The organism is Streptomyces sp. NPDC050211 (assembly GCF_040656035.1).
In the GTDB taxonomy this organism is placed as follows: Bacteria; Actinomycetota; Actinomycetes; order Streptomycetales; family Streptomycetaceae; genus Streptomyces.
In genome coordinates, this window is the sequence record NZ_JBFALC010000002.1 from 331,796 (window position 1) to 354,037 (window position 22,242).

20 protein-coding genes are annotated in these 22,242 nt (G+C 68.6%); 9 read left to right on the plus strand and 11 right to left on the minus strand.

All coding sequences use genetic code 11. From position 1 onward, the window contains the following. From AB0I98_RS03545 to hemL, 4 genes are all read right to left on the minus strand, one after another. Positions 1–591, minus strand: coding sequence for a TlpA disulfide reductase family protein (locus tag AB0I98_RS03545; protein ID WP_362934619.1), 591 nt, complete (start codon positions 589–591; stop codon positions 1–3). 66 nt (positions 592–657) lie between these two features. Then, complete coding sequence (locus AB0I98_RS03550; protein ID WP_362934622.1) at positions 658–1,890, minus strand: hypothetical protein; 1,233 nt, start codon at positions 1,888–1,890, stop codon at positions 658–660. 207 nt (positions 1,891–2,097) lie between these two features. Continuing rightward, positions 2,098–2,778: a histidine phosphatase family protein gene (locus AB0I98_RS03555; protein WP_362934625.1), complete on the minus strand. Its 681-nt coding sequence runs from the start codon at positions 2,776–2,778 to the stop codon at positions 2,098–2,100. After that, complete coding sequence (gene hemL, locus AB0I98_RS03560; RefSeq protein WP_362934628.1) at positions 2,775–4,091, minus strand: glutamate-1-semialdehyde 2,1-aminomutase; 1,317 nt, start codon at positions 4,089–4,091, stop codon at positions 2,775–2,777. Before hemL ends, AB0I98_RS03555 begins: the two co-directional genes overlap by 4 nt. Positions 4,092–4,613: 522 nt before the next feature. Between hemL and AB0I98_RS03565 the strand changes: the two genes are divergently transcribed. Next, complete coding sequence (locus tag AB0I98_RS03565) at positions 4,614–5,051, plus strand: hypothetical protein (RefSeq protein ID WP_003974483.1); 438 nt, start codon at positions 4,614–4,616, stop codon at positions 5,049–5,051. Between the two features lie 67 nt (positions 5,052–5,118). On the opposite strand, the gene AB0I98_RS03570 is transcribed toward AB0I98_RS03565, so the two are convergent. Further along, a complete protein-coding gene (locus AB0I98_RS03570; protein WP_362934867.1) occupies positions 5,119–6,474 on the minus strand; it encodes a tyrosine-type recombinase/integrase in 1,356 nt (451 codons plus the stop codon). Between the two features lie 669 nt (positions 6,475–7,143). Between AB0I98_RS03570 and AB0I98_RS03575 the strand changes: the two genes are divergently transcribed. The 4 genes from AB0I98_RS03575 to AB0I98_RS03590 all read left to right on the plus strand — a co-directional run bounded on the left by AB0I98_RS03575 (position 7,144) and on the right by AB0I98_RS03590 (position 11,696). Further along, on the plus strand, positions 7,144–7,377 hold the full coding sequence (locus AB0I98_RS03575) for a helix-turn-helix domain-containing protein (protein WP_356925314.1): 234 nt from the start codon (positions 7,144–7,146) through the stop codon (positions 7,375–7,377). 667 nt (positions 7,378–8,044) lie between these two features. After that, complete coding sequence (locus tag AB0I98_RS03580) at positions 8,045–9,223, plus strand: DUF3631 domain-containing protein (protein WP_356925342.1); 1,179 nt, start codon at positions 8,045–8,047, stop codon at positions 9,221–9,223. 426 nt (positions 9,224–9,649) lie between these two features. Then, the gene (mobC, locus tag AB0I98_RS03585; RefSeq protein ID WP_362934631.1) at positions 9,650–10,021 is read left to right on the plus strand and encodes a plasmid mobilization relaxosome protein MobC; all 372 of its coding nucleotides are present in this window, start codon (positions 9,650–9,652) and stop codon (positions 10,019–10,021) included. Between the two features lie 4 nt (positions 10,022–10,025). Then, entirely contained in the window at positions 10,026–11,696 is a 1,671-nt protein-coding gene (locus AB0I98_RS03590; protein WP_362934634.1) for a mobilization protein, read from the plus strand. Here AB0I98_RS03590 and tgmC read toward each other — a convergent pair whose 3' ends face one another. The 5 genes from tgmC to AB0I98_RS03615 all read right to left on the minus strand — a co-directional run bounded on the left by tgmC (position 11,697) and on the right by AB0I98_RS03615 (position 15,038). Further along, on the minus strand, positions 11,697–12,887 hold the full coding sequence (gene tgmC, locus AB0I98_RS03595; protein WP_362934637.1) for an ATP-grasp peptide maturase system methyltransferase: 1,191 nt from the start codon (positions 12,885–12,887) through the stop codon (positions 11,697–11,699). It lies immediately after the preceding gene. Beyond that, complete coding sequence (tgmB, locus tag AB0I98_RS03600) at positions 12,880–13,839, minus strand: ATP-grasp ribosomal peptide maturase (protein ID WP_149830117.1); 960 nt, start codon at positions 13,837–13,839, stop codon at positions 12,880–12,882. Before tgmB ends, tgmC begins: the two co-directional genes overlap by 8 nt. 5 nt (positions 13,840–13,844) lie before the next feature. Then, a complete protein-coding gene (gene tgmA / locus AB0I98_RS03605) occupies positions 13,845–14,147 on the minus strand; it encodes a putative ATP-grasp-modified RiPP (protein WP_149830118.1) in 303 nt (100 codons plus the stop codon). Positions 14,148–14,265: 118 nt separating this feature from the next. Continuing rightward, entirely contained in the window at positions 14,266–14,598 is a 333-nt protein-coding gene (locus AB0I98_RS03610) for a hypothetical protein (RefSeq protein ID WP_246204293.1), read from the minus strand. 23 nt (positions 14,599–14,621) lie between these two features. Then, positions 14,622–15,038, minus strand: a complete 417-nt coding sequence (locus tag AB0I98_RS03615; RefSeq protein ID WP_149830144.1) for an ATP-binding protein — start codon at positions 15,036–15,038, stop codon at positions 14,622–14,624. Between the two features lie 249 nt (positions 15,039–15,287). Between AB0I98_RS03615 and AB0I98_RS03620 the strand changes: the two genes are divergently transcribed. Next, positions 15,288–16,541 (plus strand): helix-turn-helix transcriptional regulator, encoded by a 1,254-nt coding sequence (locus tag AB0I98_RS03620; RefSeq protein ID WP_149830120.1) that lies wholly within the window; start codon positions 15,288–15,290, stop codon positions 16,539–16,541. Then, positions 16,526–17,056 (plus strand): GNAT family N-acetyltransferase, encoded by a 531-nt coding sequence (locus AB0I98_RS03625; RefSeq protein ID WP_149830121.1) that lies wholly within the window; start codon positions 16,526–16,528, stop codon positions 17,054–17,056. Before AB0I98_RS03620 ends, AB0I98_RS03625 begins: the two co-directional genes overlap by 16 nt. Before the next feature lie 393 nt (positions 17,057–17,449). Here the strand turns inward: AB0I98_RS03625 and AB0I98_RS03630 are convergent, their stop codons facing one another. Beyond that, entirely contained in the window at positions 17,450–19,579 is a 2,130-nt protein-coding gene (locus tag AB0I98_RS03630; protein WP_362934640.1) for a glycogen debranching N-terminal domain-containing protein, read from the minus strand. Positions 19,580–19,699: 120 nt separating this feature from the next. Between AB0I98_RS03630 and AB0I98_RS03635 the strand changes: the two genes are divergently transcribed. Continuing rightward, entirely contained in the window at positions 19,700–20,773 is a 1,074-nt protein-coding gene (locus AB0I98_RS03635; RefSeq protein WP_362934643.1) for a LacI family DNA-binding transcriptional regulator, read from the plus strand. A gap of 222 nt (positions 20,774–20,995) precedes the next feature. Beyond that, on the plus strand, positions 20,996–22,240 hold the full coding sequence (locus AB0I98_RS03640) for an extracellular solute-binding protein (protein ID WP_149830124.1): 1,245 nt from the start codon (positions 20,996–20,998) through the stop codon (positions 22,238–22,240). Positions 22,241–22,242 lie beyond the last annotated feature (2 nt).

Consider the following 22,242-nt stretch of genomic DNA (forward strand, 5'->3'; position numbering starts at 1 on the left):
TCACTTCTCCGAGAGGACCGGGTTGAGCATCTTGCGCAGCTTCTCCTCGCTGAGCGCGGCCAGCGAACGCGCCGCGATCTTGCCGTCCCGGTCGAGGACGAGCGTGGAGGGGATCGCCTGCGGGTTGAGCGTGCCCTTCTCGAAGCGGAGCATCAGCTTGCCGGTGGGGTCGTACAGGCTGGGATAGGTGACGCCCTGCTGCTTCTCGAAGGCGAGGGCGTTCTTGGTACTGGTGTCACGGGTGTTGATGCCGACGAACTGCACGCCCTGGCCCTTGAGCTCCTTGTAGACCTTCTCGAAGCCCGGAGCCTCGGCGCGGCACGGGGCACACCAGGAACCCCACACGTTTAGCACGACGACCTTGCCCTTGTACGAGGCGACGTCGAGCTGCTTGCCGTCGATGGTCCCGCCGGACAGATCGGGGGCGGCGACCCGCTCGCCCTGCTCGACGGTCGAGATGCCGTCCTCGCCCATGACGAAGTTGGTGTCACCGCCTCCGCCGGAGGTCCCTCCGGAGGTGCAGGCGGACAGCAGCAACGCGGCGACTGCGGCACCGGTGAGGGTCAGGGGGGCGCGGCTGGCGGCACTCATGTGAAAAGTTTCGCATGTCCGTTCCGGGGATCTTGCGCACCCCCCTTCCGGGCGGAAACTCCCATTTCAGAGCTGCTTCCACCCCGCTGCGGGTGCCTGCCCGACATCGAGGGTGCGCAGCTTCTCGAGGACCGCCGGCTTCTGTACGTCCATCCAGTCCACGAACTGCCGGAAGGAGACGAGGCGGATGTCCTCGCCCTTCTCCTTCTCGCGCGCGATGTGCTTCAGCGCGGCTTCCACGGCGTCCATGTAGATGCCGCCGTTCCACTGCTCGAAGTGGTTGCCGATGAAGAAGGGCGCGCGGTTTGTCTCGTATGCCCGCTGGAAGCCCGCTATGTACGCCTCCGACGACTGCTTCCGCCAGCCCGGGTAGTTGTAGGCGGGCGCCTTGGTCGTGTTGAGCGACTGGTTGGCGAGCATGTTGTAGTCCATGGACAGGACCTCGAACGAACGTCCGGGGAAAGGTATCTGCTGAAGCGGCAGGTCCCATATGCCGTTCTTCTTGGTGGGCCAGACCTGACGGCCGCCGGGCGAGGAGGCGTCGTAGCGCCAGCCGAGTTCACGGGCGACGGGCAGCAGGTTGTCCTGGCCGAGCAGACAGGGCGTGCGGCCGCCGACGAGTTCCTTCTCGTAGTCGAAGGGCAGGGCGGGCATGTCGGTCCACCCGGTGTTGGTCCGCCACTCCTTCACGAACGCCTTCGCCTGCTGGATCTCGCTCTTCCACTGCTGCGGCGTCCAGTTGCCGACGCTGCCGGTGCCGGCACAGAAGTGCCCGTTGAAGTGGGTGCCTATCTCGTGTCCGTCGAGCCAGGCCTGCCGGACGTTCGTCAGCGTCGCCTTGACGTGCTCGTCGGTGAGGTAGCCGATGTCGGAGGCGCCACGCGGGTTGTTCGGGGGGTCGTACAGCCGCTTCTTGCTCTCGGGCAGCAGATACAGCCCGGAGAGGAAGAAGGTCATGTGCGCGTCGTGCTGCTTGGCGAGTTCCAGGAAGCGCGGAAAGAGACCGTTGCCGACCTCGCCCGCCCCGTCCCAGGAGAAGATCACGAACTGCGGCGGCGTCTGCCCGGGCTCCAACGGCACGGGCTTCGACGGTTGGTGGGGCTGCTTCCCGGTGAACGACGTCGACCCGTCCCCGATCGGCCGCGCCGTGGCCGTCGGCTTGGCAGAGGGCTCCTTCCCGGAACCCCCGATCCCCGACGACCCCTCTGACGGGGTGAAGCTGCCACATCCGGCCAGCCCGGCAGCAGCAGCGACCCCGGCCCCAAGACCGATTGCTCCCCTTCGCGTGAGTGTGCGCATTACATCCCCGATCATCACGTTCTCTGGTGGTCACCCAGTCAGAGGACGCGAGGAACAGGGAGGTTCCGGCTAATTGCAAGCATTCCGGAACAAATGCAACAACAGCGCAACAAAGGGCCTTTAGGGGCGCGGGGAACTGCGCGAACAACCCCCACCGGCGAGGCAGCCGAAGAACTACCTGAAGAGCCGCACCATCACAGCGAAGCGTTACGCACCGAAGGCCTTGTCCTTCCCCTTGACCCGCTTGGCCCCGGCAAGGAGATGCGCCGGCACAAGATCCCGCGCCGGCTCGGAGTACCCCACGGACACGATCCGGTTCCCCTGATACGTGAAGGACGTCAGGGACGCGAGCGTGCACTGCCGCTTGCGCGGGTCGTGCCACAACCGCCGCCGCTCGACATACGACCGCACGATCCAGATCGGCAGCTGATGACTGACCAGCACCGCCTCATGCCCCCGCGCAGCGTCCTTCGCGGCGTCCAGCGCCCCCATCATCCGTACGACCTGGTCGAGGTAGGGCTCACCCCAGGACGGCTTGAACGGGTTGACGAGGTGCTTCCAGTTCTCGGGCCGCCGCAGCGCCCCGTCGCCCACGCCGAAGGTCTTGCCCTGGAAGACGTTGTCGGCCTCGATGAGCCGCTCGTCGGTGGCGAGATCCAGGCCGTGCGTCTTGGCGATCGGCGTGGCCGTCTCCTGCGCGCGCTCCAGCGGGGAGGAGCAGACGTACGTGATGTCGCGAGGCGCGAGGTGCTCGGCGACCCGGTCGGCCATCCGCCGCCCCAGCTCCGACAGGTGGTACCCGGGCAGCCGCCCGTACAGCACACCGCCCGGGTTGGCGACCTCGCCGTGCCGCATGACGTGTACGACGGTGATGTCGGGGTTGCTCATGCCTGGGCCTCCGCCGCCGCTCGGGCCGCCGCCGGGAGGGCGTCGGCGATCCGCTGCACGGCACGCTCGTCGTGGGCCGTGGACACGAACCAGGACTCGAAGGACGACGGCGGCAGATAGACGCCGTTCGCCAACATCGCGTGGAAGAACGCGGTGAAGCGGAAGGACTCCTGCTTCCTGGCGTCCTCGTAGTCACGCACCGCCCGGTCCGTGAAGAAGACGGAGAACATGTTGGAGGCGGTCTGCAGCCGGTGCGCGACGCCTTCCTTGGTGAGCGCCTCGGTGACCAGGGCCTGGATCTGCGCCGAGACGGCGTTGACGGTGTCGTACGCGGCGTCGTCGAGGAGGCGCAGCTGGGCGAGTCCTGCGGCGGTGGCGACCGGGTTCCCGGAGAGGGTGCCGGCCTGGTAGACGGGGCCGGCGGGCGCGAGGTGCGCCATGACGTCCTCCCGTCCCCCGAAGGCGGCGGCGGGGAAGCCCCCGCCCATGACCTTGCCGAAGGTCATCAGGTCGGGCCGGACGCCGTCGATGCCGTACCAGCCGGCCCTGCTGGTCCTGAAGCCGGTCATGACCTCGTCGGAGATGTAGAGGGCGCCGTTCTCGCGGCAGGCGTCCTTCAGCCCCTGGTTGAACCCGGGCCCCGGAGGCACCACACCCATGTTGCCGGGCGAGGCCTCGGTGATCACGCAGGCGATCTCGCCGGGGTGCCGGTGGAAGGCCTCCTGTACGGCTTCGAGGTCGTTGTACGGCAGCACGATGGTGTCGCCGGCTTGGGCGCCGGTGACGCCGGGGGTGTCGGGCAGGGCGAAGGTGGCCACGCCGCTCCCCGCGGCGGCGAGGAGCGAGTCGACGTGACCGTGGTAACACCCGGCGAACTTGATCACCTTGGTGCGCCGGGTGAATCCGCGGGCGAGCCGGATGGCGGACATGGTGGCCTCGGTGCCGGACGACACGAGCCGCACCTGCTCCAGCGGCTCGATCCGGGCGACCATCTCCTCGGCGAGCGCGACCTCGCCCTCGCCGGGCGTACCGAAGGACGTACCGCGGGATACGGCGTCCTGGACGGCGGCGATGACCTCGGGGTGGGAGTGCCCGAGGATCATGGGGCCCCAGGAACAGACCAGGTCGACGTAGTCGCGCCCGTCGGCGTCGGTGAGGTAGGGCCCGTGGCCGGACACCATGAACCGGGGTGTCCCGCCCACCGCCCGGAAGGCGCGTACCGGCGAGTTCACACCGCCGGGCGTGACGGCGGCCGCACGGTCGAACAGAGCCTGCGAGACAGGCGCATCGTATGAATAAGGCAGTTCACTCATGTCCGGCGACTTCTCCGACCTTCTCCGATTTCCTGGGCTTCTCCTGGTGACCTCCTCAGGGTAGGCGGCGGCGGAACCGGACGTGGTCCCCCACCCGTCTCCCCGTCTGCGAAACTGAGACCTGATACACACAGCTCAAACGGGGATCCCGTACGTATGTCATAGGGGAGCCCTCACCGGCCATGCTGTGGCGAGGCTTGTTCAGGGGCTGCGAAGATCCTGCGGACAGGTGTTTCAACGCACGTTTCGGCGGGCGGCCGTGGGGGAGGTCACTGACACGATGATCGGGTTGCGCGGCGGGGGCCACGCGTCCTAGAAAAGCAGTCGGGTGGAGATATGCATCGCGGTGGCGGAGTGGGCGAGGGGACTGACGACCTGGGTCCTCGACGTGCCCGAGGGGGCAGGCACCGGCGCGAGGCGGAGGAAGCGGCCGAATCACGGCACGCACAGGGTGGACAGGAACCCGAGCGGCTCGACCAGCGGGTCGAGCGGCTGCGGGCGGGGAGCAGGAATGGTGGTCGGGTGGGGGTGACGTACAAGTACTTCGGCGCACCTGACGGCGCGACCGCGGCCCGCGTCCCGATCTCGATGCGCCCCGAGGAACTCGGCGGCGACGAGCTCGGCATGAACGGCATGTTCACCAAGATCAAGCCCGAGACGATGGCCGCGATGGTACTCACGGGCATCGAGGGCGTCCCCCTCCACAAGGTCCCACCCCTGGAACTGGTCGTCCTCCACCCCGACTACGCCGTCGTCAAACTCCCCATGACCGTCGTGGATCCCCTTCGCGGAATCGGCGAGGAGGCGGTGGGCGCGGCAGCGTTCATCTGGTCGACTGTGCCGGACCGGGGCGGGCCCCGGGATGCGTTCAATGTGTACCAACTGCTGCATGAGTGGCAGGACTTCAGCCATCGGCTCCACGAGGCGGGGCATCAGCCGTATTGCCTGGTGTGGCCTTGACCTGGGGTTTCTTGCGGATCGGGCGGGGTCTTCGGGCCTCGCCCTTTTTGGTGCCGGGGAGGGGCCGTCAGGCGGCCAGGGCACATTGAGGGCACATTGATTTTACTGGGGGCACTGATGCGCCCTGGGCGACGGGTGGGTCGCCGTTGTCTTCCGCCTCGGCTCCCGTCCCCGCTTCCGTTTCCGTTTCCGTGAAGGCGTCGTCGATCGCCTTGCGGGTGCGGGTCTCGCTGGATGGCAGTAGGTGCGTGTACGTCCGCAGCGTGAAGCCCGGGTCCGAGTGACCGAGGTATTCGGAGAGCGCCTTGATGCTCTCCCCCGCGTCCAGGAGTACGGAGGCGTAGGCGTGCCGGAGGGCGTGCATACCGTCTTCCGGGGCCGCCTGGAGGTAGCGCGCTCCGCGCTCGCGCGGAGGGATCACGCCGGCGGCGGCCAGGGCGAGTTTCCAGGCACCCATGTTGAAGACGCTGCGGTTGTAGGCCCGGCTCTTCTCGTCCACGAAGAGGAGACGGAAGGTCTTCGGTTCGCCGTCCGGCTTGGCCCAGGGCAGCGTGACGGCGACGGGCGGGAACTCCTTCATGTGGGCCCTGACGGTGGCGGCGAGTTGGGCCGGCAGGGGCACTGACCGGATCTTGTTGCCCTTGGGCAGGGCGAAGACAGGCTTCGTACCGACCAGCCGCACCTGGCGGTTGACGTGGATCCAGCCACCCTTGAAGTCGATGTCGTCGACTGCGAAGCCGAACACCTCCCCCTGGCGCAGGCCGCAGCCGAAGGCGAGATTGCCACCGGCCTGGAAGCGCTTCGGGAGCCCGGCGACGACCGCACGTACGCGTTCCAACGGCCAAGGGATGACCTTCTTCTTGGTCGCCGTCGGCAGCTTGACCGACTTCGACTTGCAGGGGTTCTTCGGCAGCAGCCCGTCCTCCACGGCCATGCCGAGGATGCTGGAGAGGATGTCGAAGATGCCCTCGATCGTCGACACTTCCAGTTCCGCATCCTGGAGCGTGCGGATCCAACCCTGAATGATCGAGGGCTGGTTGAGGGACCGCAGCTCGCGCCGACCGAGGTGCTCCACGATGTGGTTGCGGACGGTCGCCTCGTAGCGGAGCGCGGTCGTGGGGCCGACGGAGTTCGCGTCGAGCCACTTCTGCGCGTAGGCGCCTAGCGTCTGCTTCGTCTCGGCAGGGACGACGTAGGAACCGCGCCGGATCTCGACGTCCACCTCGGCGGCACGGTTGTCCGCCTCGGCCTTCGTGTGGAAGTTCTGCTTGCGTTGGCGGCCGTCCAGGTCGCGGTAACGGACCTGCCAGCGCTTGCCGATGCCGTGATCAGCCGTGGGGACCATCCGCTTCGTACGGCTCTTGTGTTCGCCGCACTCGGCCTCGGCGGGCTTGGGGTGGGACTTGTGCCAGCGGTCGTACACGTCAGCCAAGAAGGGCCTCCTGGATGGGGTTAGGGGACTGGGCGGTGGCGTAGGGCGTGGCGATGCGCGTCAGCTACGGGAGCAGCAGGGCTGCGGGCGGGGTCGCGAGCTGGTGCTGGGGCAGGCTGCGCACGAGGCGTAGTGCTCGATAGCGCGGGCGGTGTGGAGGCCGGAGGGGCCTATTTCGATAGGTCGGTTGGGCATGACAAATAGCTGTAACTCGCAGTCGGCCGTCATGGCAAGAGTTAGTTCTTAAACTCTCCAAAAGTCGCCCGAGGGCGAAGTGGTGTTCGTCTCGTCGAATTCCGGCACATCACGAGCTGTTTCGGCAGGGAGGTTGTGCTACCTTCCCTCCGCGTCAAAGAAGTGGGCGATTTGAGCAACTATTGGATGCAATGTCCGCTGGACTGGTCACGTCACTTCTCAGCGCTGGACGCCGCCTCTGAGCTGCTGAGGTACCGGATTCCGGCACTTCATCCAGTTGCTCCTCCCCAGAAAATTTCGGCTTCCGTGGGAGCGATTTCGGCAACCGGGGATCCGCCCTTACTGTTTTGGTCTTCCCTGGCGACGCCGAGGGAAGTAGCCGGGGGTTTCAGAATTCACTCTGGACGTTTCCCAGGTGGTTTGGCTGTGTTGCCCACGCCTGCCATCCAAAACCCTGATTCCTATATGGAGACCTCATTGCCGAACAACTCCCCGCGCCTTGCCGGCGCCGAGCGTGACCAGCTCGCCGCTCCCGCCGACGTGGCCGCGTACCTCGGGGTACCGGTGAAGACCCTCTACCAGTGGAAGTACCGGGGCATCGGCCCCAGCGTCCACAAGGTCGGCCGTCACCTGCGCTACCGCTGGCGGGAGGTGGACGCGTGGCTGGATGCCCAGACGTCGTACGACCTCACGGCCTGACCGCGCGTCTGGCGCGGACAACGAAGTGGCCCCCGGCGCGCCAACGCCGAGGGCCGAAGACTTCCCAACTGATCGCCCATCTCTGAACGAATGAGCTGGTGAGGGGCGGGACCTTGCCCGTCCTGCCTCTCACCGGAAAGGAACGCCTATGGAGGACTCTACGTCCCCCAGCTCCGCCAACACCTCCCCGACCGGCTGGCCCACTCCCGCGGTCCCCGGCGAGGGCGTCCCCTGGCGTCGCAGGGATCAGGCGGACACACGGCCCCCGGCGTCGAGGACCGTCGAACACTCGGCGGATGTGGAAGCACACGGGGACCGTCCCCAGCCGTCTGCTGATGCCGCTGTTGGGGACCGTCCCCGCGACGTGCCGGCTGATCGATCCCCGCACTTCCCGGTCCCCGTATCGACATCCGGCGCAAACCCGCAGGTCAGCGGCGCCAAAATGGGGACCGGTCCCCAAGAGACCGCAGTTGCACCAGGGGACCGCAATGGGGACCGTGATCACGGTCCCCACCAGTCGCTGGGGCCCGACAACCCCCTGGCGGGAACCGCCCAGCAGGAGGGGACCGGTCCCGTCGACGCACGGGGACCGGATCACGGGACCAGCTCCCGGCCTCCTCGGGGACCGGCAGACCCTGGGGAACGGGGTTCCGGTAAGGGTGCGGAACTGCTGGACGAGCTACGGGCGGCGATCGGCAAGTACGTCGTGCTGCCCAGTGACGAGGCGCTGACAGCAGTCACCCTGTGGGTGGCGGCCACGCACATCCAGACCGTTCTGCAGCACGCGCCGCGTCTGGCGGTCGTAGGCCCGACGAAGGGCTGCGGCAAGTCCCGTGTGCTGGACGTGCTCCACGAGACCGTCCATCAGCCGATCATGACGGTGAACATGTCCACGGCGGTGCTCTTCCGCGTCATCGGAAAGAACCCGCGCACGATCCTGGTGGACGAGGCCGACACCATCTTCAGCAAGGCTGGCGACAACGAGGAACTGCGCGGCCTGCTGAACGCCGGACACCAGCGCAACCGGCCCGCCTGGCGCATCTCCGGTCCGGAGCACAAGCCGACCCCGTATCCGACCTTCGCCATGGCTGCACTGGCCTCGATCGGCGACCTGCCCGACACGATCACGGACCGGGCGGTCGTGCTCCGCATGCAAAAGCGCAAGCCGGGCGACAAGGTGACCCCGTTCCGCTCGCGCTACGCCGCACCGGAGCTGAACGCGCTGCGGGACAAGCTGGCCGCCTGGCTGGGCCCGCTGCGCGGCACGGCTGGCCGCATGGCGCCGACGATGCCGGTGGAGGACCGGGCGGCGGACACCTGGGAGCCGCTGGTGATCATCGCCGACCTGGCTGGCGGCCAGTGGCCCGCCAGTGCCCGTGCGGCCTGCGTGGCGATGACCCGGTTCGAGGCCGTACAGGACGAGCAGACCAACCTGAAGACGCGGCTGCTGCGCGATATCCACCGCATCTTCGAGGCACACGGCAACCCCGAAGCTCTGTCCTCCCTGGATCTGGTCACCGCCCTGCTCCAGGACCCCGACGCACCCTGGGCAGAGCACGGCGCCAACGGGCTCAACGCCTACCACCTGAGCAGAATGCTGCGGGACTTCGACATCCGCCCGGCCAACTACCGGTTCGACAAGGGCAGGCAGGCCAAGGGGTACGCCCGTAACCGGTTCCTCGACAGCTGGGCCCGCCACTGCCCCGACCTCGCCGAGACGGCACCCGTCCCCGCGCACGACGCCACGCCCGCGCGCCCGGCCCAGGGCAGGCCACCCAGCGCACCGGCGGGTCATCTGCCCATCGGCCCGCCCGGCGGCCCCGCCGGCCCCAAACGCGCCCACTGACCCGCCTCCCCCTGGGGCCGTATCACTGCGTCGCATCCGTCCCCGCGCAGGTCAGCGCGGGGACGGATGTCCTCACCGGGACGGACATCTCCGTACCTGCCCGAGTGTCCGTACCTGTGCTGACCAGGCATGGGACGCATGCGACGCACGTGACGCATCTCCCGTTCCCCTCACCACCGGAGCACCCTCATGCACGAACAGCACCACGAACTCCCCACAGCTCAACAGCGGACGCACACCACCTCAGCCCCAGACAGCACAGCAAGTTGTCGGGTAAGGAGTCCTTACCCGGCCCCCGCCCCTGGGGAGACGGAGGGATCCGGCGCAGGGGCGCCGGAGTCGGCCGGCCCGGGGGGACCGACCGAGGAAGGGGACGAGACCAAGTCGTCGTCGCGCACTGTGCAGCCGTCCGCGCCGCGCCGCCGATTGCGTCAGTCGCGTCTGCGTGAGCGCCGAGTCCATCCCCGCTACAGCGACAGCGAGTTCGCCGAACTCGCCCGCGCCGCCGACATCAGTCGGATGCCGGTCGGCGGTTACGTCGCCGAGGCATCCCTGGCCGCCGCCCGCGCCGAGGACCCCACCGCAGCCGTAGCCGACTACCGCGCCACGGTCAAGGCGCTGATGGCCGCCAACGGACAGCTCGGCGGCCTCGGCAACAACCTCAACCAGCTCACTTGGCACCTCCACAAGGACGGCGCCTGGCCCCAGGCCGACACCGTCCACCGCCTCCTGGAACGCGTCGAAGCGGCCATCGCCGCCGTCGATACCGCAGTCGCCCAGGTCGTAGAGGGGCGGTGAGCCGGTGATACCGAAGATCATCCTCGGCCAGGGCGACACCCGCCGTCTGATCGCCTACCTCTTCGGCAAGGGCACCGCCAACGAACACGTCGACCCGCACCTGGTGGCGTCCTGGAACGACTTCGCACCCGACCCCGGCCGCAGTCCTCACCGCGACCCCAAGGAGGTGGAGAAGCAGCTCCACACGCAGCTCGACCAGCCGGTGGCCATGCTGGGCCGCCGGGCACCCAAGACGACCGTCTGGCACTGTCCGGTCCGCGCTGCTCCCGAGGATCCGATCCTGACCGACGCCCAGTGGGCGGAGATCGCCCGCCGGGTCGTGGCCGCAGCCGGCATCGCCCCCGCCGGAGACACGGAAGCCTGCCGCTGGGTGGCCGTACGGCACGCCGACGACCACATCCATATCGCCGCCACCCTCATCCGCCAGGACGGCCGACGCCCCGAACGCGACCACGACATCCGTGCCGTTCAGAAGGAAGCCCGCCAGATCGAAATCGACTACGGGCTCCGCCGATTGAAGCCCGGCGACGGCACCGCTGCCAAGCGCCCCACCAGCAAGGAAGTCTTCAAGGCCAGGCGCCTTGGCCACGACGCCACGTCCCGCGAGATCCTGCGCCTGCGTGTCCGCCGCGCGATGGCCGCCGCCTCCACCGAGGCCGAGTTCTTCGCCCTGCTGGAGGCGACTGACGTGAAGGTGCGGCCGAAGACCGAGCCATCCGGTGACGTGACCGGCTACAGCGTCTCCCTGCCCGGCGACGTCAACAAGCAGAAGGAACCCATCTGGTACGCCGGTTCCACCCTCTCCAGCGACCTCTCCCTGCCCAAGATCCGCAAGCATCTCGCCGTCACCGGTCTTAAGCCGGTCAACGTCCGTCCCGGCAACCCCTGGCACCAGGCCACCGCCGCCACGGAACGCATCCCCCATCACCTCACCCACGGCAACGACGGCGCGGCCCAAGGGCAAATCGCCGCGCTCGGCGGAGCACTCGCCCTGCTCCCGCGCACCGCCCCAGCCGCAGCACGGGCCGAACTCGAAAGGGCCGCCGTTGCCTTCGAGCGCGCCACCCGCTCCCGCGTCGCCGCCGACCACGCCAGCGCCCGCGTGTTGCGCCGAAGCGTCCAAGTCATCTGGAACGACCCCGTACGGAACGGGGACGGTGCCGGGCTGGCGATGCTGCTGGACGTCGCTCTCACCGCGGTCGCCTACGCCCTGCACTGGCACCGCACCCGCCAGCACACGCAACAAGAGGCAGCAGCCGAAGAGACTCTGGTCCACCTGCACGCGGCATACGCGCAGATCGCCGAACCGGTCCTGGTCGGCCTCGTCAGCCGGGCACCCAGTCTGCAGACCAAGCGTCGCTACGCCCACCATCTGCAACAGGTAGTCCCCGAGCACGCCGACCGCATCCTCAACGACCCTGCCTGGGACGCCCTCACCACCGTGCTCGCCGACGCAGAGACCGCCGGTCACACTGTGACCACCGTGCTCGACCAAGCCCTCAGCCAGCGCACCCTGGACGACGCCCGCAGCCCCGCCCGAGCCCTGACCTGGCGCATCCGCCGCCTCGGCGAACGCCACGCGCCGGGACCGAGAGCGCAGGCAGCAAATGCCCGCCATGTGCCAGAGCGCCCAGCCGTACGGCCTTCGCAGGAGCATCAAGCTCGGCGGCGTTGATCACGAGGCGGAAAGCGGCCATTGAGGGCCGTTCGGGTTCCCGAGCCAGACCACCTGCGCATCGCGGGATGCCGTCACCCCGAACGCGGCAGTGCTCGGTGAGCCGTACTCCTCCCAGGTGGCCACCGCCGACTCGACCGCATCCCAGAGTCGGCGCCGGCCACCCTGGCGGACCTCCCAGCCACTGTCCGTGGGAGCGAGGACGGCGAACGAATCAGTGCCGCCGTCCAGCACGAACGTGCTCACCGGTCCGCCATCGACCGGCATGGAGAAGAAGCGGGCATCTGGCACCGCGAGTTGTGCCATGAAGCCGGGCCCCGAACCGGTGAGGACTTCCGGCCCGTGCGTGACCTTCCGCTTCGTGCCATCGTCGGGCCCCGGCACCATGCCGAGGCTCTCCGGCGCATCCTGCTGGCGGGCGATCATGAAGCTCGGGTCGTCCTCGCTGAACCAGCCGCTCGCGCTGTCGCCGGTGACGATGAGCTTCACCAGGCCGAGGGAGCGCATCCAGCCGCGCAGAGTGGTCAGGATGACGCCGCCGGGCGGCACTTGCTCCAGCCAGGCAGGGGGGATGTTCCGGAAACCGCACGTGGCGATCAGCCGGTTGTAGGGGGCTCCGTCGAGGTGGCCGACGCGGCCGTCCCCCACCACCAGGTCAGGGGTATAGCCGGACCTCGCGAGAGCCTCGCGGGCTCGCCGTGCCACACCTTCGTCCGTCTCGATCGAGGTCACGGCCTCACTGCCGAGCCGGTGGCACATCAGTGCCGTCGAGTAGCCGGTGCCTGTCCCGATCTCCAGCACGCTCATGCCCTCGTGCACATCCAGGTCTTCGAGCATCCGGACTACGAGGCTCGGCAGAGTGGACGATGAGGTCGGGACCGCGTTGCTGATCGGCTTCGGATCGGCCCAGTCGATGTCCCGGCCGTCGAACTGGGTCATCCACGTCTCGTCGGAGTAGATGAGGCGGAGCCACGCGTCCTGGCCGACGTTCGTCTCGGTGACCGGCTCCCAGGTGGTGACACCCGGGCCGTCGCTCTCGCGGTAGAAGCGCGGGATGAACACGTGGCGGGGTACTGCCTCAACGGCTGCCCGCCACTCCGGCGAGCGCAGCCAGCCGTCCTTCTCCAGTCCGGCTGCCAGTTGGCGTCGGAAGTCGGCTGCCGCTGTCTCGGCATGGGGCTCACTAGCCACGGAGTCCTCCTTCCAGGAGATCGGCGAGTGCCGCGGTCATGGGCAGACCGGTCGGCGGCTCCATCCAAGCCCACTGCCCCGAAGGATTGCACTCGATGAAGACCCACTCGCCGGAGTCGGTCAAGGCGAAGTCGAACGCCCCGAAGACAAGCCCGAAGTGCTTCAGGTAGGCACGCATGGCGCGCTCCACCTCAGGCGGCGTGGTGACGGGCGTGTAGGTGTGGGTGCCGTAGTCGGTGCGCCAGTCGAGGAGACCGGAGTCGATTCGCACCGCGAAGATCTGTTCGCCGATGACCGTCACCCGGACGTCCGCGACCTTGTCCACGCACTTCTGGAACAGGTGCATGGTGCCGGCCACCGCGTCGTCGATCTCGTCGGTGGTCACCTCAGTCACGGGAACCGTCTGGGCCTTGCCGTCGACCAGGTAGAGCGGGACCGAGATGGGTTTGAAGATGGCCGGGCCGTGACCCTTGATGAACGCCCGCGCGTCGTCAGGCACATTGGTGATCAGCGTGGGCGGCAGGGTGAAGCCGGCCGCCGCTGCGGCCGCGAGTCCGGACGGTTTGTACTCGGCGTCGCCGATGCGGTTGGGGTGATTGATGTACAGACAGCCGGGCAGCGAAGTGAGGATGCCACCCAGCCCGTAGCGGGCCTGCGCGATGGCGAACCGCTCTTCCTGCCTGTCGAGGTGAGGGAAGGCGAACCCAGAGGGGCGACGGTAGTACATCGACCTCACGGCGCCCAGGTCGGCACGCCTGCTCAGGGTCTGCACGCTTCCACGCCACCTGTCGGTGTCGCCGATCGAGGCGGAGCACGACAGGGTGGCGGGGAAGTCACCGGAGTCGAACCGCACGACCGGGACACCCCGGTCGTGCAGCTCGCTGATCACGATGTCCGTGGTCGGGTCGTCAAGGTTTGTGACAACCAGGACCGGACGATCGTCGTTCGCCACTGGAGTCACTGGTCGGTGTCGTTCCCCGTGTCGCTGTCAGGGGAGTCGCTGTTACGGTCGCCCTGGCCCGTGGTGCCGGTGGACGGATTGGTACCGGAAGATGTGCCATGCCCCGGCGACATGGTGGGCGCTCCGGACGCGTCCAAGTACCGGGCGGTCTGGGTCGCCGGGTCCAGCTCCACCGCCACGTAGTCCGGGGCCTCGACGGACGGGTACGGGGCGATGCGACGCAGGCCCCAAGGAGCGGCGGTCAGGTGTCCCTGTGGCAGCGGGCTGCCGGTAGGGAATCGGTCCATGTAGTTGAACACGGTCTTCCTTTCTCTACGGATAGTGCCTGTGTCTCGACTGCCTTGCTCGCTCACCAAGCGCATCGGACATCGAGGCGCCCAGCGGGAGTTGTCAAGCGCCGGTCGCCTCGGAGCGGTGTCAGACCGGCGCGACAACTTGCCGACGGAGTCCCTCAAGCACACGCACGAGGAGTGTCACCTCCGGCTCCCTGCCCTCGACCGCCGCTCGGCCCTCCTCGTGCCAGCGGCTAAGTCGCCGCTGATACTCGGTCTCCGCCCTTGTGGCCTCGGCTCGGATTTCCCCGAGCGCAAGGTCCGACTCCATGTGCAGCCGGAGGAGATCCACGGGCGTGATGCGCAGGGGCGCGGCGAATATCTCGGTGCCGGGGTCGCTCGTGGCACGGAAGGGACCGAGGGTGAGTTCTACACACGCCTCTGGGCTGGGATCGTCCACCAGCTCGTCGGCATCCATCAGACGTAAGGACACCCGGGGCCTCAGCACTCGGCCGGCACTTCCAGCTCGGCCCACACGACCTTGCCCCAGCGCTTCCGGTCGTATCCCCATCTCCAGCTGAGGGCCTCCACCAGGAGCAGGCCGCGCCCCTCCTCGGCGTCGTCGTCGGGGCTGCCCAGCTCGGGGCCTTCCCTGCATGTGTCGGCGACGCCGATACGCACCACGCCCTGGGTTGGACGCGTGACCAGGACACGGACGTTCCGGCACCGAGTGTGGTCGATTGCGTTGTTGACCAGCTCGGCCACAATCTGCACCCCGGCCTCAGCCAACTCGCCTATGCCCCAAGTGCTTAGGGCTGCGGAGACGAGCAGGCGGGCCCGGCGAGCGGATTCCGGCTCGCACGGCATCGTCTCGGTGTAACCGGGGGCGCCGGTCGCAGTAGGTCGGGCTGCGGTCATGGTCACAGGAACATCCCTCCGGGGTGGACGCCCGCCCCCGCGACGGGGTGGCGCCGGGGGCGGGCTCTCCTCCAAGCCGTCGAGGAAGGGGGAATCAGGACCTCGACGGGCTGATACCGAGTCAACCGCCTGTGGCCCGAGAGGAACAGGAAAGGTCGTGCTCCCACCGCCGCCTCGAACCGGAAGACTTTGCATTCCCGTGACCTGGGGTCTGGTTCAGTCGGTGACTGCCGGTCTACGGTCGGTGGCATGGGAGCGAACGCCATCCTCAAGAGCCGGCTGGAGGAACTCGGCCTCACCCAGGATGAATTGGCTGGTCGGATGAACACTGCGCTGGCAGAGATCACCGGCAGACCCGGCGATGTCTCCGCCCGCACCGTCCGCAACCTGCTCAACGGAACGTCCCGCCGCCCCATCAGCCGTACATGCGCCGCGCTGGAGTGGGTGTTCGGGTGCCCCGTCGAGGACTTAGGGTTCAGCGCACCACGCACCATGCACCACCCGCAGGAGGACCCTGTGCGGCGTCGCACCTTCATCGCTTCGGCCACCGGGACCGCAGCCGCCGCGGTTCCCCAGATCGCCCAGCGCCGCGCGGTCGGCATGTCAGATGTGGCTCGAGCCGCCACCGGGATGAACGCCCTCGTCGCAGCCGACGACCGCCAGGGTGGTCACGCGGAGTTGGAGAAGGCGGCAATGAAAGGCCGCGACGGCGTACTGGAGTTGCAGCAGCGCAACGCCGGCGAACGCGTCCGCCGAGCTCTGTACGCGCTGGCCGCTGAATACTCCACCATCGCGGCCTGGTCCTGCATCGACGCCCGCAACCTCGACCAGGCGCAACGGCACCTGAACGAATCCGCGACGTACGCCGGCCTATCCCAGGACGGCCCCACCGAAATGCGGGTGTGGGTCAACCTGTCCATGCTCGCCTACCAGCGCCAGAACTGGCCGGAAGCTCTCGCGGCAGCTCAGGCCGCACAAGCCTCCCCGGCCGCTCGACGTGACCCGTTCTTCGACTCCCTGGGTCGTATCCGCGCCGCCCTCGCCTACGCGGCACTCGGCGATGGCCGCATCGCTGGGCGATCCCTCGGATCGGCCCAGGACGCCTTCACCAAGACTCCGGAACGCGAGCGCCCGCGCTGGACAGCTTTCTACGGCCAGGCCGAACTCGATCACCTCGCCGCCATCGTCCACTACAACAGCGGACACCACGCCCACGCCGAAGCCATGGCTCACCGCGCCCTGGCCAAGATCCCGACAACCTTCCGGCGCAACAGGGCGCTCGCAACGGCCCAACTTGCTCTCGCGCAACTGCACCAGGGCGACGCCGAACAAGCCACAGTGACAGCCGCCGACGTCTTCACCATCATGGATGGCGATCCCCTGCCCGGCCGTATGCGCACGCTCATCGGCGACTTCCACCGGGGCCTGTTCGCCCTGTCCCCTTCCACCTCCTGCGCACGAGACTGGGCAGACCGAATGCGAACCGAATGGAGTCGAGCGTGACCGACCTACGTCACTTCCAGCACGGAAACCTCCCCGAAGGTTTCCGGCAGATGCTCATCGACGTACACGCCGACGCCTACGCCGACCAGATGGACGACCCCTTCCACCAGCGCTTCGCCTGGTTCGTCGACCACTGGAGCGGCATGGAGGGCTTCTCCTGTGTCGTGGCCTACGACGGAGAGGAACCCGTCGGCTTCGCCTACGGCGCCCAGCTCGCCCCTGGCCGGGAGTGGTGGCGCTCCACGGGTTACGAGCCGAACAACGGCTACACCTCTACCTATGCCGTGTCCGAGGTGATGGTCCGCCCCGGCTGGCGCAAGCAGGGCATCTCCGAGCGATTGCACGAGGCGCTGCTCAAGGAACGTACGGAAGACCTCGCCGTGCTCCTGGTCGACGTCACCCACCCCAAGGTGCAGGAACTCTATGAGTCGTGGGGGTACTCCAAAGTCGGCGAGCAACAACCATTCGCCGACTCACCCGTGTACGCGGTGATGGTCCAAGACCTCCGGGACTGAACCACACTCAGAGAACGGCGAGTCGGCTGTCGAGCCGGCACGCACAAGTCGCTCGTATCGAGCCCGAGGGCACATCCAGGGCACATGAGCCCGGGAAACGGCGTAGACCAGTGAGAACTACGGAGAGACGTTTCCCCTGGTCAGCGCACACATCGCCAAGAAACCCCAGGCCAGCACCCTCCCGCCCTCAATCGGCTTCATGAGTGGCAGGACTTCTCGCATCGGCTGCATGAGGCGGGGCATCAGCCTTATTGCCTGGTGTGGCTCTGACCTGGGATTTCATGAGTAGCGGGCGGGGTTTCCGACCCCGCCCTCGTCATGTGATGGCCATGTAGCGGGTTCTGACCGCGTGTCCGGATGGGCGGCCAGCACCACGTAGCGCGCTCAGTCACATCAGGCCATGGTCACGACCAACTCCCCCGGTGGCGTCACCTGCGCTGCTCCGTCCGCTGTCACCGTGACGTCCAGTCGGTTCCCATCGACCTGGAACCCGTTCAGGGACAGCGGTCCGTAGTTCCGGGCGAACGTGGAGGCCACGGTGACCGTGCCGCCCGGGACGTCCGCGTTCAGGCCCAAGGCCGCTTGAAGCACGAGGACCGAGGACGCGGCCGCCCACGCCTGGGGACGGCAGGACGCTGGATAGGGGGCCGGGCCGGGGCCCGCCTCGGTGCCGTGGCCTGCGAAGAGTTCGGGCAGGCGGGCGTCGAATGCTGCCGACGCCGTCAACAGGCCGTCGGCCAGGGATGCCGCGGCGTCCGGGAAGCCGGCCCTGATCAGGCCGTGTACGGCGATCGCGGTGTCGTGCGGCCAGATCGAACCGACGTGATAGCCGTACGGGTTGTAGCCCACCGCGTCGCTGCTGTAAGTGCGCAGACCGTGCCCCGCGTCGAGGTCGGGCCCGGCGATCCGGGCGGCCAGCAGCGCACTCTCCTCCGCGTTGAGCAGGCCCGTGCCCAGGAGGTGGCCGAAGCCAGAGGTGACCGAGTCGACCGGCCTGCCGTCGCCGTCGAGCGCGACCGCCGGGTACGGACCCTTCTCGTCCTCCACCCAGAAACACGCCCGGAAGCGGGCGGCCAGCTGGTCCGCCCAGTCCTCCCAGGCGTCCGCGCCCGGGCGGCCGAACGCGCGCAGCAGCGCAGCTCCGGCGCGTGCGGCCTCGTAGGCGTACGCCTGGACCTCGCACAGCGCGATCGGAGCGTGGGCGCGGCGGCCGTCGCGGTAGCGGATGGAGTCGTCGGAGTCCTTCCAGCCCTGGTTGGACAGGCCGTGGCCGGTCTGGTCGACGTACTTGAGGAACCCGTCACCACTGGCGTCTGCCTGGTCACGCATCCACGCGAGCGCCAACTCGGCGTGGGACAGCAGTAGTTCGACTTCCTCCGGGGCCAGACCCCAGCGCCAGGCGTCGTGGAGCAGGGTGATCCACAGCGGTGTGGCGTCCACCGTGCCGTAGTACACCGGCGGGAGGGAGAGGCGGTCCGCGATCTGGAGGGTGTCGCGGCGCACTTCGTGAAGGATCTTGCCCGGCTGCTCCTCCGTGGCCGAGTCGGTGACCAGGCCCTGGCGCCGGGCGAGTGTCCGCAGGGTTCCGGCGGCGAGCTCGGTGCCGAGCGGGAGGAGCATGCGGGCGGCCCAGAGCGAGTCGCGGCCGAAGAGGGTCAGGAACCAGGGGGCGCCGGCGGCCAGGAACTGGTCCGGGCGGTCCGGGTCGGGCGACCGCGGGTCCGTCAGGCGCAGCCGGTCCAGGTCGGCGAGGGACTGCTCCAGCCACCGGTCGAAGCGACGGTCCGCGCTGCGCAGCACGGGGATGCGCCAGGGCAGTCGGCCCGCGGGCGGCGCCGGGAACTGGTCGCCGTCCGCGTAGGTGGCGGTGCAGGTCAGTGTCGCCGTCCACGATGTGCCGGGCTTGAGGTCGATGTCGTAGGACAGTTCGCCCGTCGGCACCTGAAGCGCGTCCGGTGCGGGCTCGGCGGCCAGTCGTACGGTGAAGTCGTCCGTGGACCAGGCGAGGCCGACGGTGTCGCCGTCCGCGACCTGCGGCGACGCCTCCGCGATGACGTGTCCCGACTTGACCTGCTCCATGGTGGCGAGGTCCGTGCCCGCGCTCACCGTCAGCCGGAGGCGGACGTGCTCGCCGCCCGCGTTGGTGACCTCGAAGACCTCCTCGAAGCGGCCGTCGGAGGTGCTGCGGCGGCGGTGCAGGGCGACGGCCGGGTCCGGTGTCACCTCGCCGAGCCCGCGCAGGACCGCCCGGAAGCCGGCGCGGTCCGCGCCCCGCAGCCCGCCCTGAACGGGCGCCAGAGCGATGCCCTCGGCGGTGACGGTCAGCCGGGAAAGCGCCCGTCGGTCGCCGTGGTAGAAGCCGTCCGCACCCCCGCTGAGCTGCCCGTCTTCTCTCGAGATCACGAGGCTCGGCGCGTGCAGTGTGACGACCGCGTCATGCAGGAACGGCTGCAGGCCGCCGGTCGCGGAGGAGGGCGCCGTGACCGAGCCGTTGGTGTCCTGGGTCTTGACAGTGGTGTCCAAGGAAGTAGAACCTCTCAGCGTTAGATCGTTCAAAGGACACTAAGTCAAACGTCAGAGCGATGACAACGCTTTTGGAACGCTAAAACCGACCCACATCTCCTCAGCAAGCCGGAGAGCCGCATGCCCCGCGCCAAGAACACTGCCTCGGCCAAGAACGGCCCGGTGACCCTCGCGATGGTCGCCGCCCGGGCCGGGGTCTCCCCGCAGACCGTGTCGAACGCGATCAACTCGCCCGGCATGCTGCGTCCCGAGACCCTGGAGCGGGTGAGCCGCGTGATCGAGGAGATGGGCTACCGCCCCAGCCGCGCCGCGCAGACGCTCCGCACCCGCTCCAGCAAGCTGATCGGCTACGGCATCCTGCCCACACTGAGCAGCAACCCGGTCCTGGACCGGTTCCTGCACGCCTTGTCGCAGGCCGCCGATGAGGCCGGATACCGGATCCTGCTGTTCGCCTGCCCGCCCGGCGGCCCGACCCTTCAGGGGTACGAGGAACTGCTGGACCAGCACGAGGTCGACGGCTTCGTGCTCAGCGGCACCGCCCGCAACGACCCGCGCCAGGCGTGGCTCGCCAAGCGGGGTGTACCGTTCGTCGCCTTCGGCCGAATCTGGTCGGGGCGGCAGATCGGCGACTGGGTCGACGTCGACGGCGCCTCGGGCACGGACGCCGCGGTCGAGCACCTGGTCGCCCTCGGGCATCGCAAGATCGCCTTCCTGGGCTGGGAACGCGGCTCCGGCTCCGGTGACGACCGTGCCGAGGGCTGGCAGCGGGCCATGCGCCGGCACGGACTGCCGACCCGCGGGCGGCGCGCGCAGACGGTGGGTGACATCGACGCGGCCCGCACCGCCGTGAAACCGCTCCTGGACGCGGGCGCGACCGCCGTGATCGCGGCCAGCGACATGCTGGCCCTCGGCTGCTACCAGACGCTGCGCGAGCGCGGCGCCGCCCCCGGCCGCGATGTCGCCGTGGTCGGCTTCGACGACTCGCCGACCGCCGAGAACCTCTTCCCCGCACTGACCTCCGTCGCCCAGCCGCTGGAGGAGGTCGGCCGGGAGTGCGTACGGCTGCTGCTGGCGCGGATCGCCGCGCCAGACGCACCGCCGGAGCGCCTTCTGCTGGAGCCGTCCCTGGTCGTGCGCGACAGCAGCGGCGCACCGTGCGACGGCACCGCGGACACGACCGAGTTAGCCGAGTAGCAGCCGCTGGGCGCCCGGAGCCGAGTGCAGCCGCCCTGACCAGGCAGCCGCTCCGGCGCCCCCTCCCTTGCCCCGGACAGCAGCCGCCAGGCCGGGTGACCAGTCTGCCCGGCACCCCTTCATCTTCGAGACCTCTCCCTCTCCTCCCCCCCACCCCGGACCCGCATCCCGCGCGGACCGGGTGGAGCCGCACGTCACACCCGCATCCCACGGAGGATTTCCATGGTCAACCGAAAGGCCACCGCGGCCATCGTCACCTGCGCGGCGCTGCTGGCCGCCACGGGCTGCTCGTCGAGTTTCGGCGGCGGCAAGGAAGCACAGCAGGACACCGGCTCCGGCCAGAAACTGACGGTCCTCATCGGCACCTCGGGCGACGCCGAGACCAAGGCCGTCAGGGAGGCCGTGGCCGCGTACGCGAAGCAGTCCGGCAACACGGTGACCGTGGAGCTCGCCAAGGATCTCAACCAGCAGCTCACGCAGTCATTCGCCGGGGGCAATCCGCCGGACGTCTTCTACGTTCCGTCCGACCTGTTCGCCAACTACGCCAAGGGCGGCTCCCTCTACGCCTACGGCGACCAGGTGAAGGACGTCGACGACTTCGCCGCGCCGCTGCGGTCGTCCTTCACCTACGACGGGAAGCTGATGTGTCTGCCCAAGGACACCTCCACGCTCGCGCTGGCGATCAACACCGACCTGTGGAAGAAGGCCGGGCTGACGGACAAGGACTACCCGACCACCTGGGCCGAGCTGAAGACCGTCGCGGCCAAGCTCACCAGCGGTGATGTCACGGGCCTGGTGACCAACGACGAGTACGTGCGGCTCGGCGCCTTCATGAAGGAGGCCGGCGGTGCGATCACCAACGCCGACCAGACGAAGATGACCGCCGACAGCAGCCAGAACATCGAAGCGCTCACCTATGTGCAGTCGCTGCTGAAAGATGGCTCCCTGAAGTACGCCAAGCAGGTCGACACCGCATGGGGCGGTGAGGCGTTCGGCAAGGGCAAGGCCGCCATGACCATCGAGGGCAACTGGCTCACCGGCGCCATGAAGCTCGACTTCCCGAACATCAAGTACAAGGCCGTGCCCCTGCCCGAAGGACCAGCAGGGAAGGGCTCGCTCGCCTTCAGCACCTGCTGGGGTGTCGCCCAGGACAGCACGCACCGGGCCGCGTCCGTGGACCTGGTGAAGTATCTGACCTCCGCCACCCAGCAGCTGAAGTTCGCCGACGCCTTCGGCGTGATGCCCTCGCGCACCAGCGCCCAGGCCACCTACGCCGACAAGGTGCCCGCCGCAAAGGCATGGGTCGACGCGAACGCCTACGCCCAGGGCCCGGTGACCATACCCGGCTTCGAGAAGGTCCTCGGCCAGTTCAACACCGGCCTTCAGTCGCTGCGCACCGGCGATCCGGCGAAGATCCTCGCCGACCTGCAGCGCAACGGCGAACAAGCCCTGGCGAAGGGCGAATGAGC

Excerpts from the sequence above, each read along its gene's own strand:
- AB0I98_RS03550 (WP_362934622.1), bottom strand. The coding sequence starts at position 1,890 with ATGCGCACACTCACGCGAAGGGGAGCAATCGGTCTTGGGGCCGGGGTC.
- AB0I98_RS03555 (WP_362934625.1), bottom strand. The coding sequence starts at position 2,778 with ATGAGCAACCCCGACATCACCGTCGTACACGTCATGCGGCACGGCGAG.
- AB0I98_RS03625 (WP_149830121.1), top strand. The coding sequence starts at position 16,526 with ATGGAGTCGAGCGTGACCGACCTACGTCACTTCCAGCACGGAAACCTC.
- AB0I98_RS03615 (WP_149830144.1), bottom strand. The coding sequence starts at position 15,038 with ATGACCGCAGCCCGACCTACTGCGACCGGCGCCCCCGGTTACACCGAG.
- AB0I98_RS03635 (WP_362934643.1), top strand. The coding sequence starts at position 19,700 with ATGCCCCGCGCCAAGAACACTGCCTCGGCCAAGAACGGCCCGGTGACC.
- AB0I98_RS03620 (WP_149830120.1), top strand. The coding sequence starts at position 15,288 with ATGGGAGCGAACGCCATCCTCAAGAGCCGGCTGGAGGAACTCGGCCTC.
- AB0I98_RS03610 (WP_246204293.1), bottom strand. The coding sequence starts at position 14,598 with ATGGATGCCGACGAGCTGGTGGACGATCCCAGCCCAGAGGCGTGTGTA.
- AB0I98_RS03575 (WP_356925314.1), top strand. The coding sequence starts at position 7,144 with ATGGAGACCTCATTGCCGAACAACTCCCCGCGCCTTGCCGGCGCCGAG.
- AB0I98_RS03640 (WP_149830124.1), top strand. The coding sequence starts at position 20,996 with ATGGTCAACCGAAAGGCCACCGCGGCCATCGTCACCTGCGCGGCGCTG.
- hemL (WP_362934628.1), bottom strand. The coding sequence starts at position 4,091 with ATGAGTGAACTGCCTTATTCATACGATGCGCCTGTCTCGCAGGCTCTG.
- AB0I98_RS03545 (WP_362934619.1), bottom strand. The coding sequence starts at position 591 with ATGAGTGCCGCCAGCCGCGCCCCCCTGACCCTCACCGGTGCCGCAGTC.